A 12,332-nucleotide genomic window follows, 5' to 3' on the forward strand; every position below is an offset into this window, starting at 1 on the left:
ACGTGCGGCTCCCTGTTCAACCTTGATCGCCTGGCTGCAGCTTCTCGCTCAGCTTGGGCTTGCCATCGAAATTTTCCAAAAGACTGCGCGGCGCCTTGAAAAAGCCGCTGGTTCCGACCTTCATGGCTATGTGCTCGGCATCACCGTCGATTTTCCAAATCGAGGCCTCGACCGTTTTGCCATCCTTGAAGGTGAATTTGGTCGCATGCAGAGGCGCTCCCTGCATCAGCGGCCCGGCCTCCTCCGCAGTCAGAACCGCAGCAGCCTTGGCAAATTCAAAGTCCACGAGCATGAGGCGCACAAAGTCCGCTTTGTCACCACTGTCCTTGGACTGCCACTCTCCATCCTTTTTCACAAAGAGTTTGCCGTCCAGATCCACTTCCGTGGCTTCGGTCGAATTGAAGGTGAACATCGCCTTGTCCTGGAAATCAGCAAGCGACTTTTTCAAACCATCCTTGATCTTCTTATCGAGAACAATGATGCCCTCATAGCCAGGGATGGTCGTGTAAACGTCTTCACCGTTTTCCATGAAGGCATACTGAGTCAGCTTATCATCGGCGCCCGTCAGGATCAGAGTCGCGAGGCGGGTGGTTCCGGCCTTTTTCCCGCTCAAGGCTTCCTTCATGGCCGCTGAAGGCTCGTCCATGAATTTGGCCACGCGTTGATTTTCAAAGAAGCTGAGAAACTGCTTCACAGCCGTCGCGTCAGCCTTGAACTGTTTGGGACTTTCAATCGTCCAATCCTTATCCTGACGCTTCAGGGTGATCAGAGGTTCATGCTCATACTGGTAGCTGATCGCTTTCACCTGCTCCGTGTTCGGCAGGCGGAGGCCCTTGTCGCGGAAGTCAAAGACCTCCTTGTTGCTGGCCGTGAACGCATAGTGATTGACCAGGTAAACGTTGTTCGAGTCATCGACTTTCGCATAACTGCTGTAGCCGACCGGGCTCTTCGCCCCGATCCGAATTTTCGTCGCCTTGCCATCCTTGTCGGTCAAGGTCAGCGCCACCTTCGGCTGGTCCAACCCAAATTCCTTCACCTTCGCGTCCGTCGCTTCAAAGCTTTTTTCAAAGCGCAGATCCTCGAAGGTTTTCATAAGCCGATCGACGGCTTCCGTATCTCCCGGATACGCGACCGGCGCCAGCATCTTCCACTGGCTGCCGTCCTTGACCATCTGCACCTCAACCGTCTGACCGTCATCGACCTTTTTGTAGTCGAGCTTCACGATCTGATCCGGCTGAAAGCTGAGGAGCTTGCTTTGCATCTCCTTGGCCTTATTGTCCTTTTCAGTTTGCCACTCATCCCAGTAGGCCAGGCCAGCAAGACCCAAAAGGATCACAATGAAAATCAGGGGTTTTTTGAAATTCTTCATCAGGCCCTTCTCCTCCGCATCCAGTAGAATACGCCGGCGCCCAGGAAGGAGGTGGGATACACATAGGCCAGGAACAGAAGGAGGAACTGACTCGAAGCCGTGGTGAGTTCAAGTCGGCTTTGATCCCCGTCCTTGGCCCGGATCGCGATAAAGTCCTCATCCTGGGTCAGATAGTTGATCGCATTCAGAAAGAGATCGACGTTCTCCTGACGCTGCGCGCCGAGGTTGCTCGCCAGCTGCGCCGAGCCACCCACAAACACCCGCAGTTCCTTGGCCGCTGTGCCCTGGGAGTCCGCCTTCACATCGCTTTGCGCACCCTTGTTCGGCTCGCTCGTGGCAACCTTGTCGCCGCCCACCTTGCCGGTCGACACACCAAAGACATCAAACGTCCCCTGCGCGACACGATCCTCGGTCAGGGAACGAAGATCCTGTTCGCTCTTCACACCGGTGATGCGCACGATGATTTCGGAAGATTTCGCCAGACCGATGGGCTTGAGCTGCATCTTGTTTTCATCCAGAATTTCGATCGAACGGGTGTTGGGCGTCATGAGCGCGACGCCACCACGTTTCACGAAATCAGCAGTCACGGGTGAAAAGCTGTCGAAGTCGGTAACAATCGCATTGTTCTGACCCAACATTTTGGCCCGCGGATCGCCTGGACGAATGATCAGAAGGTCATCCCGGAAGCGGAAGCCCACGGTTTCCAGCAGCTTGTTGAGGTTGGGCACCGGGGTCATGGCATCGACCAGGACCATCAGGGGCTTTGCACTTTGCAGGTACTGCTCCAGAAGGGTCAGCTCGGACGGCTGCAGGTCATACTTGGGACCAGCGATCACCAGCAGGTCGGCGTCCTCGGGTACCTTGCCGGTTTCCAGAAGATTGACCTGCTTGACCACAAAGCGTTCGGACTCCAATTCCTGTTTTGCCGCCTGGTAACCGACCGCTTCCTGGCTGTTCAGATCCGGCTCGCCATGACCCTGGGTGAAGTAGATCGTCTTTTCCTTTTCCTTCATCACACGGACCAGGGCGTTGCTGATCTTCTCCTCGGTGAACGAGGTCAGGCGCGCCTCCTGATTGCCGAACTTGAAAAGCACCGTATCGGCGGTGGTGATGTTTTCCGCCATCGCTCGGGTCGGATCCATCTGGGGGTCGATGTACTCAACCTCAAAGGATCCGCCTCTCAGTTCGTAAAGGGCCAGCGCCTTGCGGAACTGGTTCTTTTTCATTTCATCCTGAAAGAAGGCCAGGACCTTGACCGGCTCCTTGCGTTCCTTCAGTTGCTCCACGAGCTTGACTGATTCCGGGCTCAGGGTATTGACCCCTTCCGCGGTCACATCCACGCTTTTATTGAAGCGATCACGCCGGCTCAGATAACCGGCTCCGATCGCGAGAAGAATGGCCAGGATCACACTCAGGCCCTGGCTCATGCCATGGCGTGCACCCTTGCGCTTGAACATGCTCTGCAGGCGCTTGCCATCCAGGACCACCCAGGCACCGAGAGCCAGGGCTGCCAGAATCCAGAGCACGATGCTGACGAGCGGATATTCCTTGTAAGCACGACCCGTTGCCATGGCAAGGACCGCGGTAAAGACACCCAGGAAAGGCAGAAATAAAAGACCACTGCGCATTACCCATTACCTCCAACGCTGCGATTCAACGGCGACGTTTGTGAAATAAAGAAACAGACTGATAAACGCGACGAAGTAGGTCACGTCAGCGACCGTGATCAAACCATTGAAGAAATTGTCGAGATGCGTGGTGGCCGCGAGGTATTTCACAAATTCCTCCATCATGCCGGTGCTGGAAATGTTGGGAGCAATCCAGGTCAGGATCATCAGGAGGAACAGTCCGAATACGGTGAACATGAAGGCCAGAAACTGATGGCTCACCATCGACGAGATCCAAAGGCCAAAGGCCACCTGCGAGCACATCAAAAGGAAAAGGCCCAGGTAGGAACTCAGAATGGGACCCAGTTCCGGGTTGCCATATTTGAAAAGAAAGATGGGAAACACCGCCGAGGCCAGCAGAACCATGGCAAGCACGCCTGCCGACGACAGAAACTTGCCCAAAACGATCTGCGTCGAGGACACCGGTGCCGTCATCAGAAGCCGGTGCACCTGAGTCTTCTTTTCCTCAGCAAACGAGGCCATGGTCACCGCCGGCACCACGAAGAGCAGAATGAAATGCATGTTCTGAAAGATCGCGGTCAAAAGCTGGCTCAGCTTGGGCGGCTCGCCTCCCATCTGCATCGCCTGATTTTGCAGTTCCAAAAAGGTCGTGCAAAAGGATTGAAAAAACATGCCCATGAAAATGAGCAGAAACCAGAATGTCACCGATCCCTTGATCGATGAAAAATAAGCCTTCAGATCGCGTTGTGCAATCGTCAGTACAGCTCCCATGCGTGTTTTTCCTCCGGTAGATTAGTGAGTCAGTTGGAAGAAAACGTCTTCCAGTTTCTTCGACTTCACGGCCAGCTCCTGCAGGCCATGACCGCCGTTCAGAACTTCCTGGGCCACGCGATCCAATACCTGTTCCTGGTCACTGGTGCGGAAGGTGATGGTCTCCACACTTTCGGTGTCGAGAGTCAGACCGCTCAAGGCCGGCAGGCTTTTTAGTTTTTCGACCAGAGCCGAAGCGCCCTGGCGGACCCGCAGTTGGTACTGACGACCGGATTCCAGGCGGGACACCAGCTGCTGATGGGTGCCCTGTTCCACCACACGCCCGCGGTCGACGATTACGATCTGATCGCAGACGGATTCCACTTCGGAAAGAATGTGCGACGAGAAGAGTATGGTGTGCTGTCCTCTCAGGGATTTGATCAGCTCACGAATCTGGACAATCTGGTTAGGATCCAGGCCTTCCGTCGGTTCATCGAGGATCAACACATCAGGCTCGTGAACCAGCGCGTGGGCCAGCCCGACCCGCTGCTTGTAACCCTTGGAAAGCTGCCCAATCAGCCGATTTTTCATGTCGGTGATTTCCAGCTTTTCCATCAGCTCAAACGTTTTCTGCTTCGCCTTGCTCTTGCTGAGGCCATGCAGCTGGCCTACGTAAAGCAAAAACTCTTCGACCTTCATCTCCTTGTGGAGGGGCGGCTCATCGGGCAGGTACCCGATCCTCTTTTTCACTTCAATCGGGTTTTCCGAGATCTCATAACCGGCAATCCTGGCTGTGCCGGCATCCGCACCGATGCATCCACACAGAATGTCCATTGTCGTGGTTTTTCCGGCACCATTGGCTCCCAAAAACCCGACGATCTGACCTTTATCCACTTGAAAAGTGATGTCAGTCAGAGCTGGAACGTCACCGAAGCTCTTTCGCAGGCCGACGACTTCAATCATCCATACCCTCCTAGACTTGTTCGCAATAAAACAGGCGAGCAGACCATACACCCCACTGGCCAAGGCGGTTCGGGCTCATGATCTGCGACTTTTTCCAGAAAAGCATTGTTATTCTGAGAAGTCCTTAAGTCAATCATGCTTCAGAAGGACCTCGTCCAGTTATTTAGCCCATCCCAGTTAGGCGCTCGCGGGGGTCACCGGGCTCGACCCTCCTACTTTCCCAAAAAAATTTTTGGTATCCGATACTTCCCGAAAACTTTGGAACTTGATAGACTCATCCATTGGAAGGCACTTGGGAAGCTGCGATCCCGTTTTGGCCTAACTCGGAGGTATCGTAAATGGCTACTTTGACCAAAGACGTTCTGGTGGAGATGATTCGCGATAAAGTTGGCTTTCCCGTCAAAGAAGCCAAGGAGATCCTCGAGATTATTCTCGAAGAGGTCAAACTCCGCCTGGAAGATGGCAAAGACGTCAAAATATCTGGCTTCGGCAAGTGGACCGTGAAGGAAAAGCGTTCACGTCCTGGCCGTAACCCGCATACCGGCGAGAAAATCGAGATCTCCGCCCGGCGTGTCGTGACATTCCATCCCTCGGATAAAATGCGCGATCAGGTGAACCGCGAATTCGCGCACCTTACGGGCGACGAGTAAATCGGACTGCGCTGCAAAAGCCCTGGACAATTTCCCTCGGACTATGCGATCCCATTCGCATTGCTGTCGTGGATAGCGTACAGTATTGCGATGGGTGCTTGGGAGGGCGATACGTGAGACTCACGAAGATTTATACCAAGATGGGCGACAAGGGTGGAACCACCCTCGCCTCCGGGGAAAAGATTTCCAAAGCAGCGCTTCGATTGGAAGCCTATGGCACCGTCGATGAACTGAATTCCTGGATGGGTTTATTGCGCGATCAGCTCAAGCTTCAGCCTGAGTTCAATGCACAGGGGCTGGATCAGAGTCTGGAACGCATTCAGAACGAGCTCTTCGATCTGGGCGGTGAACTCGCGACTCCCACGAAACATTTGAATATCGAAAGGCAGCGCGTGGTGTCCGCGGAAGACGTCGCGCGTCTCGAGCAGGAAATCGATGCCATCAATGAGCATCTGCCTCCCTTGGCGAATTTTGTTTTGCCAGGTGGACACGTTTGCAATTCCACCGCGCATCTGGCACGAACCGTGTGCCGGCGCGCGGAACGCGAACTGGTGCGGCTTCGTATTGACGAACCGGACGTTCGCGTGGAGACTCAAATATACCTCAATCGATTGAGCGATTGGCTCTTTGTTATAGGCCGCTCGATCAGCCAGCGACTCGGTTGCCCGGAAGTCCTTTGGCAACAGAATCGGCCAGCGGCGATGCAGAAGTAAGGTTTTTGGTGTGATGGGCGAATCAAATCCACTCTATTCGGAGCCTGAGCCTGCGGCCAGCTCCGAGACCATACCGACTCCGGAACCGGGTCTGATTCCCCGTAAACCAAGGGTCCGTTGGTGGCTTGCGCCGCTTTGGGCAACCGCGCTTTATGTCAGCACGCATCAGGCCGCGAAGGCCGCGATTGCCAGCGCATTTCTTTTGAGCAATCCTGAACTAACCAGCCTCCTCCACAAACCCCAAACGATGGCCCTGGATGGCCAGCGGTTCATCCAAAGGCATTTCCTATCGTATGGGGTTTATATCCCGCTGGAAGACATTGTCATCCGTGGCATGACGTCGGTGGAACCGACGATCGTTCCCCTCATGGAACAGTCCTGTGGCGAGGGTCAGGCCTATGTGTGGGTCCCCCTCAGATTTCAACTCCCTGTTGTCGGCGAAAAGGTGCTCGAATGGTGTCTGGTCAAAGCATAGAAATCTCGGTCATTCCCCCGGTTGCCATTGATGGGAGTGTTGGAGGCGAGTGGCGCAGTCCGCTCGATCAACAGCGGGAGGAAATTATCACCTGGGTGGTGAATCTTTTGGGCGTTGAGGAAGTGGTGCGGGCCAAGGAGGAATTCTTTGCGCAGACCGGCATGATCTTTCATGATGACGAAAGCTACCATCGCCGGATGAGTTATTTTATCGATTATTTCCTATTTATCCGGCCCCTGACGCAGCTGGATCCCGTCCAGCCGCCCACGCCCTTTGCCCTGTATCGGGACAAGCATCCCGGGACAGCCATTCACAGCTTTACGCATTCGCTGTTCAAGGTTATCAAAATTCAAAATTCGGGCCTCGCGCTGAAGGATCTCTGTTCGGATGACAAGATCCGGATTCAAAAGCAATCCGATGAGCTTTTCGATGGCATTGCCAAAAGCGATGTGTTTCAGGGCTTTGTTTTCCATATGGAAGACACGCCGGTCCTGAGCCATGGTCTGATCTTTCATCCGGCCCGCTCCCATCGGCTTTTGGTCAAAGCGCTCAAGGAAGCCAAAAAACAGGGGCGTTTTGAGCGTTTATCGTATCTGGCCCATTGTGCCCGCTTGCAACTGAAACACGCCCGTCTGCGGCATGTCGATCCCCGTCTGGTTTATGCCGAGGTCCGCTCCTGATTCTTCGGTAAAGCTGGAACCCCGAATGCCGATAATCCTGTCGTATGCCTTTCCCAAGACGACAGGAGTCCCATGCTGCGGCAGTTTCATGACATTGCGATCAACCAGCTGCGGGTTGATCCCAAGACCATGGCGGAGGCCGAAGTCCTCGCGCGCACCAAGAACGTGCTTCTGGTGCATGCCCTCATTCGTCTGAAGGCGGCGGACAGCAATAAACTTCTGGCGGCCTGGGCGCATTGCCACAAGCTGCAGATCGCTGACCTGGACGCGATGGATATTCCCGCCGATATCATCCAGCTGATTCAGGATCAGGTGGCCCGTCAGGCCCGGGCGATTCCCATTGATCGCGTGGGCAATAACATCATCGTGGCCGTGGAAAATCCGCATGATCTGAATACGATCAACCTGCTTCAGCTGAAGACGGGCTATTCCTTGAAAACCGTCCTCGCCTCCGAGGAAAAAATCGTCAAGGCCCTGGCGCGCTATTATCCCCAGCGAGGCCTGGAACTCGACAAGTACACCAAGAGCAACGCCACCCAGCTCCGCAACAAACCCCTGGAAAGCCGTCTTGTCATTGATGAAAGCTCCAGCGCCGACGATGGACCGGTCAATGATCTGATCAATCGCATCATGATGGTCTGTCTTCAGCGTGGCGCTTCAGATATTCACGTCGAGCCTTACGAAAATTATATGCGGGTGCGTCTGCGCATCGACGGAGCTTTGCAGGAAATTGCCCGTCCGCCCGCTCATATGAAGGCGGCGATGGCTTCCCGCCTTAAGGTTATGGCCGGTCTCAAAATCGAGGAAAAGCGCCTGCCGCAGGATGGTCAGATCAGTGTCACCATCGAAGGCAGGCCGATCGATTTTCGTATCAACACGCTTCCGACCTGGCACGGGGAGAAGGTGGTGCTGCGTATCCTCGACAAATCCAGCCTGCAGGTGGATATGACCAAGCTGGGTTTTGAGGCGGATGACCTCCGCCGCTTCAAGGACAGCATACACAAGCCCTATGGAATGGTGTTCGTCACCGGTCCCACCGGTTCCGGTAAAACGACCACGCTCTATTCGGCCCTGGCGGAACTCAATCAGGTTTCCGACAACATCATGACCGCCGAGGACCCGGTGGAATTCACGCTCGATGGCATCAACCAGGTGCATATCCGGGCGGAATTCGGCCTGACCTTCGCCGATGCCCTGAAAGCCTTCCTGCGCCAGGATCCGGACATCATCATGGTCGGTGAGGTGCGCGACAGGGAAACCGGGGAAATCGCCATCAAGGCCGCCCTCACCGGTCACATGGTTTTGTCCACGCTGCACACCAACAGCGCCGCCGATACCATCGTGCGTCTGCAGAACATGGGCCTTGAGTCCTTCAACCTGATCTCGGCACTGCAATGTGTGGTGGCGCAACGCCTGGCCCGGCGTATCTGTGCCAACTGCAAGATACTCGATACCTCGATCAAACCCGACTATCTCGTCAGTCTGGGTGTGCCGCGCGATGTGGCTGCAACCGCCAAGGTTCATAAGGGCAAAGGCTGCGAACTCTGCGGCGGCACGGGCATGAAAGGCCGCGTGGCCATCCACGAGGTCATGGTGATGAACGATGAGCTGCGCGCCGCCATCATGCGGACCGCGCCGGCCATGGAACTGAAGGCGATCGGCATGCGTCACGGCATGCGAACCTTGCGGCAGAACGGTTTGATTAAGATGCTGCGCGGGGAAATGGATGCCCTGGAAGTGGTCAGCAACACCGCAGCCGATGATGAAGCGGAACAGTCAGGCTATCATGCAGCTTAGGGGTGAATGATGGATTATTCAATGCAACAGCTGCTGCGGACCCTGGTTCAACAGGGAGCCAGTGACCTGCATATCTCAGCAGGCTCACCACCGCGTCTTCGGATTGATGGGCAGGTGGCCCCGCTGAATCTGCCGCCGATGACGCCGCAGAAGACGATGGAACTCTGCTATAGCGTGCTGACGGAAGCACAGAAAAAAACATTTGAGCAGCGCAAGGAACTGGACCTGTCCTTTTCCATTCCAGGCATCGCCCGCTTTCGTGCGAATATTTTTTATCAGTCGGGTCAAATCTCCGGCGCCTTCCGGGTCATCCCCCATAAGATCAATACCCTGGACGAACTCGGCAGCCCACCGCTCTTGAAAAACCTTTGTGCCCTGCCGCGCGGCCTCGTTCTGGTCACCGGCCCCACGGGTTCCGGTAAATCGACCACGCTCGCGGCGATGCTCAATCACATCAATGAAACCCGTTACGATCATATTGTGACGATCGAGGATCCTATCGAATTTGTGCATCAGCATAAGAACTGTGTGGTCGATCAGCGCGAACTCGGGGAGGATACACAAAGCTTTTCCATGGCCCTGAAATCCGTGCTACGCCAGGATCCTGATGTGATTCTGATCGGTGAGATGCGGGATCCTGAAACGATTTCCGCAGCCCTGACCATCGCTGAAACCGGTCACCTGGTCTTTGGAACACTGCATACCAACGGCGCCGTGTCGAGCATCAACCGTATGGTGGACTCCTTTCCCCCGCATCAGCAGTCGCAGGTCCGCACCCAGCTGGCCATGAGTCTTGAAGCCGTGCTCTCGCAGATGCTGCTCCCCAGGGATACGGGTGGTCGTGTGATGTGCATGGAGATCATGCGCATGAACAGTGCGATTCGGGCCCTGGTGCAGGAGGGCAAGGTCCAGCAGATTTATTCCTCCATGCAGACGGGACAAGCGGGCAGCGGCATGCAGACCATGAACCAGTGTCTTTACGCCCTGATCCAAAAGCGCCTAATCAGCAAGGAGATCGCCCTGCAAAAAAGCCCCATACCGGATGAGTTGCAGGACATGCTGAGTGAGAACAAACAGAGAAGCATTCGCAGATAAGAGATAAAAAGTGCCGAAGTACGCATACAAAGCAAAATCCAGAAACGGCCAGGTCAAGTCGGGCGAGGTCAACGCGTCCTCAAAACAGGCCGCCCGGACCATGCTGTCAAACAAGGGCCTGCGTATCCTGAAACTCACCGCCACGGCAGCTGATCTGGGCGATTCGTCCAGGATCAGTGGAATCGGCCGCTATATATACCGTGACAAGAGCGGCAATATCCAGATTCGTCTGGGCCCTCAGCTGCCCACGACACGGGAGCTCGGCCTTTTTACCAAACAGTTTTCGCTGATGATTGAAAACGGCATTCCCATGCTGCAGGCCTTGCAGATGCTGCGCGACCAGCAGCGAAAGATCGACTTTTCGGAAACCATCGAAAAGATCATTCGGGCCATCGAGCAAGGATCCAGCCTGACCGATGCGCTCGAGCCTTTCCCCACCATCTTCGATTCCCTTTATGTGGCCATGGCGCGAGCCGGTGAAGCCTCCGGTCGCCTGGATGTGATTCTCAAACAGCTCGTGTCCTATATTGAAAAAGCCGCGAAGCTGAAAGCCCAGGTGAAATCGGCCATGGCCTATCCGCTGATTATTGTGGTCGTCGCCATCGCTGTGGTGACCCTCCTGCTGGTTTTTGTGGTGCCAAGCTTTGCCAAGCAGTTTGCTGAAAGCGGTCAGGAAATCCCTGGTCTGACGCAGCTCGTCATCGATATGTCCAACATGCTCGTGGACAATTGGATGGAAATCCTGGGCGGCATCGCCGTCGGGTTCATCGGCCTGCGTTATTATCTGGGCACCGAAAACGGGCGGCATGTTTTTGACAGAATGATTCTGAAGGCACCCATCATCGGCGAGGTCATGATCAAGATCGCCGTGGGCCGCTTCTGTTCCACGATGTCCACGATGCTCAGCTCGGGCGTTTCCATCCTCGAGGCCCTGACGATCTGCGCGACCTCATCCGGCAACAAGTCGGTGGAAAAGTTCGTTCTGAATGTGCGCGAGGAGATCTCCAAAGGCAGCACCTTTGCCGAACCTTTGAGTGAAGGGGACTTTTTCCCGAAAATGGTGGTCTCGATGGTGGCGGTCGGCGAATCCACGGGTACGCTCGATGAAACGCTGAGGAAGGTCACCGACATCTATGAGGAGGAGGTCGACAATGCCATCGCCGCGATGATGTCGATGATTGAACCTCTCATGATCGTCGTCATCGGCGGCATCGTCGGCTTTATCGTGATCGCCATGTATCTGCCGATCTTCGGCATGGCCGGTACAGTCTGATCAGGGCCCGTCCGCGGCCTTGGTCCATTTGTTATGGCATTCCGAACAAAAATAATGAAACCTGCCGTCGTTGTCGTATTTCGTGGCCTCGGGTCCCGGGTGCTGGCAGCGTGGGCACTGTTCCTTTTGATGGTTATACGAACAAAGTGAGTTGCGACAACGCTCCTCTCCGTTCACATCCCTGGTGGGTCCCTGACATATGGGGCAGCGGGACCGCGTGCGACGCTCAGAAACGCTCATGACTTCCGGGCTCCTTGATTCTTTTTCCACCATTGTATCAGCTTTCGGCCCATGATGGGGAGCAGAGCCATCGCAATAAAAGCCAGAATGAGGCGCAGTGAAAACAGGTCACCCACGCTTTCAATTTCGCTCAGTTCGGTCCCGGTATAGGTATAAAGAAATACCACCGGCAGCATCCCGAGCTGTGTGGCCCATAAAAAGGTGCGGGCCGGGATGGGCGTCAGGGCCATCACAACATTGGTAACGAAATAGGGGATCACGGCAAAGAGCCGAAGAGAAAGCAGATAAAAGGCGCCCTCCTCGCGAAAGCCGCGATTGACTCGTTCCAGCCGGGCTGCATAACGGTTTTGAATGCTTGCGCCCACCAGATAGCGCGCCGTGAGAAAAGCACCGGTCGCTCCGAGCGCGGAACCAATCGAAGCCAGTACGCTGCCGTACCAGAATCCAAAAATCGCACCAGCAGCAAAGGTCAGGGAAAGAGCGCCAGGGACGGAAAGCGAAGCGGCGACGATATAAACCAGGAGATAGAGGAGCGCGGTTTCCAGCTGATGAGAGGCGTGGTAGGCGAGCAGCTCATGCTTGCCCGCTTTCAGCTGCGCGATGGTCAGATATCGCCCCAAATCGAAGTGATAAAAGACGGCGAAAAAAAGGAGGAGGAATAGGATCAAAAGCAGTTTCTGCCAGCTGAGCCTCATTCCA

The 12,332-nt window shown here is 55.2% G+C and carries 13 protein-coding genes; 7 read left to right on the forward strand and 6 right to left on the reverse strand.

Going from position 1 to position 12,332, the window contains the following annotated elements; genetic code table 11:
* Positions 1-16 precede the first annotated feature (16 nt).
* The 4 genes from OLTU_RS30595 to OLTU_RS30610 are packed head-to-tail and all read right to left on the reverse strand — an operon-like array spanning position 17 to position 4,710.
* Complete coding sequence (locus tag OLTU_RS30595; RefSeq protein ID WP_141736507.1) at positions 17-1,369, reverse strand: DUF4340 domain-containing protein; 1,353 nt, start codon at positions 1,367-1,369, stop codon at positions 17-19.
* Positions 1,369-2,997, reverse strand: a complete 1,629-nt coding sequence (locus tag OLTU_RS30600) for a GldG family protein (protein ID WP_141736508.1) — start codon at positions 2,995-2,997, stop codon at positions 1,369-1,371. The genes OLTU_RS30595 and OLTU_RS30600 overlap by 1 nt, the downstream gene beginning before the upstream one ends.
* Before the next feature lie 6 nt (positions 2,998-3,003).
* A complete protein-coding gene (locus tag OLTU_RS30605) occupies positions 3,004-3,768 on the reverse strand; it encodes an ABC transporter permease (RefSeq protein ID WP_141736509.1) in 765 nt (254 codons plus the stop codon).
* A gap of 21 nt (positions 3,769-3,789) precedes the next feature.
* A complete protein-coding gene (locus OLTU_RS30610) occupies positions 3,790-4,710 on the reverse strand; it encodes an ABC transporter ATP-binding protein (protein ID WP_141736510.1) in 921 nt (306 codons plus the stop codon).
* A 338-nt stretch (positions 4,711-5,048) separates the two neighbouring features.
* Between OLTU_RS30610 and OLTU_RS30615 the strand changes: the two genes are divergently transcribed.
* The 7 genes from OLTU_RS30615 to OLTU_RS30645 all read left to right on the forward strand — a co-directional run bounded on the left by OLTU_RS30615 (position 5,049) and on the right by OLTU_RS30645 (position 11,393).
* Positions 5,049-5,360 carry an integration host factor subunit alpha gene (locus OLTU_RS30615; RefSeq protein WP_141736511.1) on the forward strand — a complete coding sequence of 104 codons (312 nt, stop codon included), beginning with the start codon at positions 5,049-5,051 and terminating at the stop codon, positions 5,358-5,360.
* A gap of 140 nt (positions 5,361-5,500) precedes the next feature.
* On the forward strand, positions 5,501-6,073 hold the full coding sequence (locus OLTU_RS30620; protein ID WP_141736911.1) for a cob(I)yrinic acid a,c-diamide adenosyltransferase: 573 nt from the start codon (positions 5,501-5,503) through the stop codon (positions 6,071-6,073).
* Between the two features lie 13 nt (positions 6,074-6,086).
* Positions 6,087-6,548 carry a hypothetical protein gene (locus OLTU_RS30625; RefSeq protein ID WP_141736512.1) on the forward strand — a complete coding sequence of 154 codons (462 nt, stop codon included), beginning with the start codon at positions 6,087-6,089 and terminating at the stop codon, positions 6,546-6,548.
* Entirely contained in the window at positions 6,527-7,228 is a 702-nt protein-coding gene (locus OLTU_RS30630; RefSeq protein ID WP_141736513.1) for a hypothetical protein, read from the forward strand. Before OLTU_RS30625 ends, OLTU_RS30630 begins: the two co-directional genes overlap by 22 nt.
* Positions 7,229-7,300: 72 nt before the next feature.
* Positions 7,301-9,025: a GspE/PulE family protein gene (locus OLTU_RS30635; RefSeq protein ID WP_141736514.1), complete on the forward strand. Its 1,725-nt coding sequence runs from the start codon at positions 7,301-7,303 to the stop codon at positions 9,023-9,025.
* Positions 9,026-9,046: 21 nt separating this feature from the next.
* The gene (locus OLTU_RS30640) at positions 9,047-10,120 is read left to right on the forward strand and encodes a type IV pilus twitching motility protein PilT (RefSeq protein WP_218110374.1); all 1,074 of its coding nucleotides are present in this window, start codon (positions 9,047-9,049) and stop codon (positions 10,118-10,120) included.
* Positions 10,121-10,130: 10 nt separating this feature from the next.
* Positions 10,131-11,393, forward strand: coding sequence for a type II secretion system F family protein (locus OLTU_RS30645; protein WP_141736516.1), 1,263 nt, complete (start codon positions 10,131-10,133; stop codon positions 11,391-11,393).
* On the opposite strand, the gene OLTU_RS32575 is transcribed toward OLTU_RS30645, so the two are convergent.
* Together OLTU_RS32575 and OLTU_RS30650 are read right to left on the reverse strand one after the other, a co-directional pair.
* On the reverse strand, positions 11,394-11,633 hold the full coding sequence (locus OLTU_RS32575; RefSeq protein ID WP_218110376.1) for a hypothetical protein: 240 nt from the start codon (positions 11,631-11,633) through the stop codon (positions 11,394-11,396).
* The gene (locus tag OLTU_RS30650; RefSeq protein ID WP_141736517.1) at positions 11,630-12,328 is read right to left on the reverse strand and encodes a TVP38/TMEM64 family protein; all 699 of its coding nucleotides are present in this window, start codon (positions 12,326-12,328) and stop codon (positions 11,630-11,632) included. The genes OLTU_RS32575 and OLTU_RS30650 overlap by 4 nt, the downstream gene beginning before the upstream one ends.
* Positions 12,329-12,332 lie beyond the last annotated feature (4 nt).

Origin of the sequence: Oligoflexus tunisiensis (assembly GCF_001748245.1) — a bacterium.
Taxonomy (GTDB): domain Bacteria; phylum Bdellovibrionota_B; class Oligoflexia; order Oligoflexales; family Oligoflexaceae; genus Oligoflexus; species Oligoflexus tunisiensis.

What these genes read in the sequence shown, in the direction of transcription:
- OLTU_RS30610 (WP_141736510.1), bottom strand. Translation starts at nt 4,710, where the DNA reads ATGATTGAAGTCGTCGGCCTGCGAAAGAGCTTCGGTGACGTTCCAGCT.
- OLTU_RS30625 (WP_141736512.1), top strand. Translation starts at nt 6,087, where the DNA reads ATGGGCGAATCAAATCCACTCTATTCGGAGCCTGAGCCTGCGGCCAGC.
- OLTU_RS30620 (WP_141736911.1), top strand. Translation starts at nt 5,501, where the DNA reads ATGGGCGACAAGGGTGGAACCACCCTCGCCTCCGGGGAAAAGATTTCC.
- OLTU_RS30615 (WP_141736511.1), top strand. Translation starts at nt 5,049, where the DNA reads ATGGCTACTTTGACCAAAGACGTTCTGGTGGAGATGATTCGCGATAAA.
- OLTU_RS32575 (WP_218110376.1), bottom strand. Translation starts at nt 11,633, where the DNA reads ATGAGCGTTTCTGAGCGTCGCACGCGGTCCCGCTGCCCCATATGTCAG.
- OLTU_RS30600 (WP_141736508.1), bottom strand. Translation starts at nt 2,997, where the DNA reads ATGCGCAGTGGTCTTTTATTTCTGCCTTTCCTGGGTGTCTTTACCGCG.
- OLTU_RS30630 (WP_141736513.1), top strand. Translation starts at nt 6,527, where the DNA reads ATGGTGTCTGGTCAAAGCATAGAAATCTCGGTCATTCCCCCGGTTGCC.
- OLTU_RS30650 (WP_141736517.1), bottom strand. Translation starts at nt 12,328, where the DNA reads ATGAGGCTCAGCTGGCAGAAACTGCTTTTGATCCTATTCCTCCTCCTT.
- OLTU_RS30635 (WP_141736514.1), top strand. Translation starts at nt 7,301, where the DNA reads ATGCTGCGGCAGTTTCATGACATTGCGATCAACCAGCTGCGGGTTGAT.
- OLTU_RS30605 (WP_141736509.1), bottom strand. Translation starts at nt 3,768, where the DNA reads ATGGGAGCTGTACTGACGATTGCACAACGCGATCTGAAGGCTTATTTT.
- OLTU_RS30595 (WP_141736507.1), bottom strand. Translation starts at nt 1,369, where the DNA reads ATGAAGAATTTCAAAAAACCCCTGATTTTCATTGTGATCCTTTTGGGT.
- OLTU_RS30640 (WP_218110374.1), top strand. Translation starts at nt 9,047, where the DNA reads ATGCAACAGCTGCTGCGGACCCTGGTTCAACAGGGAGCCAGTGACCTG.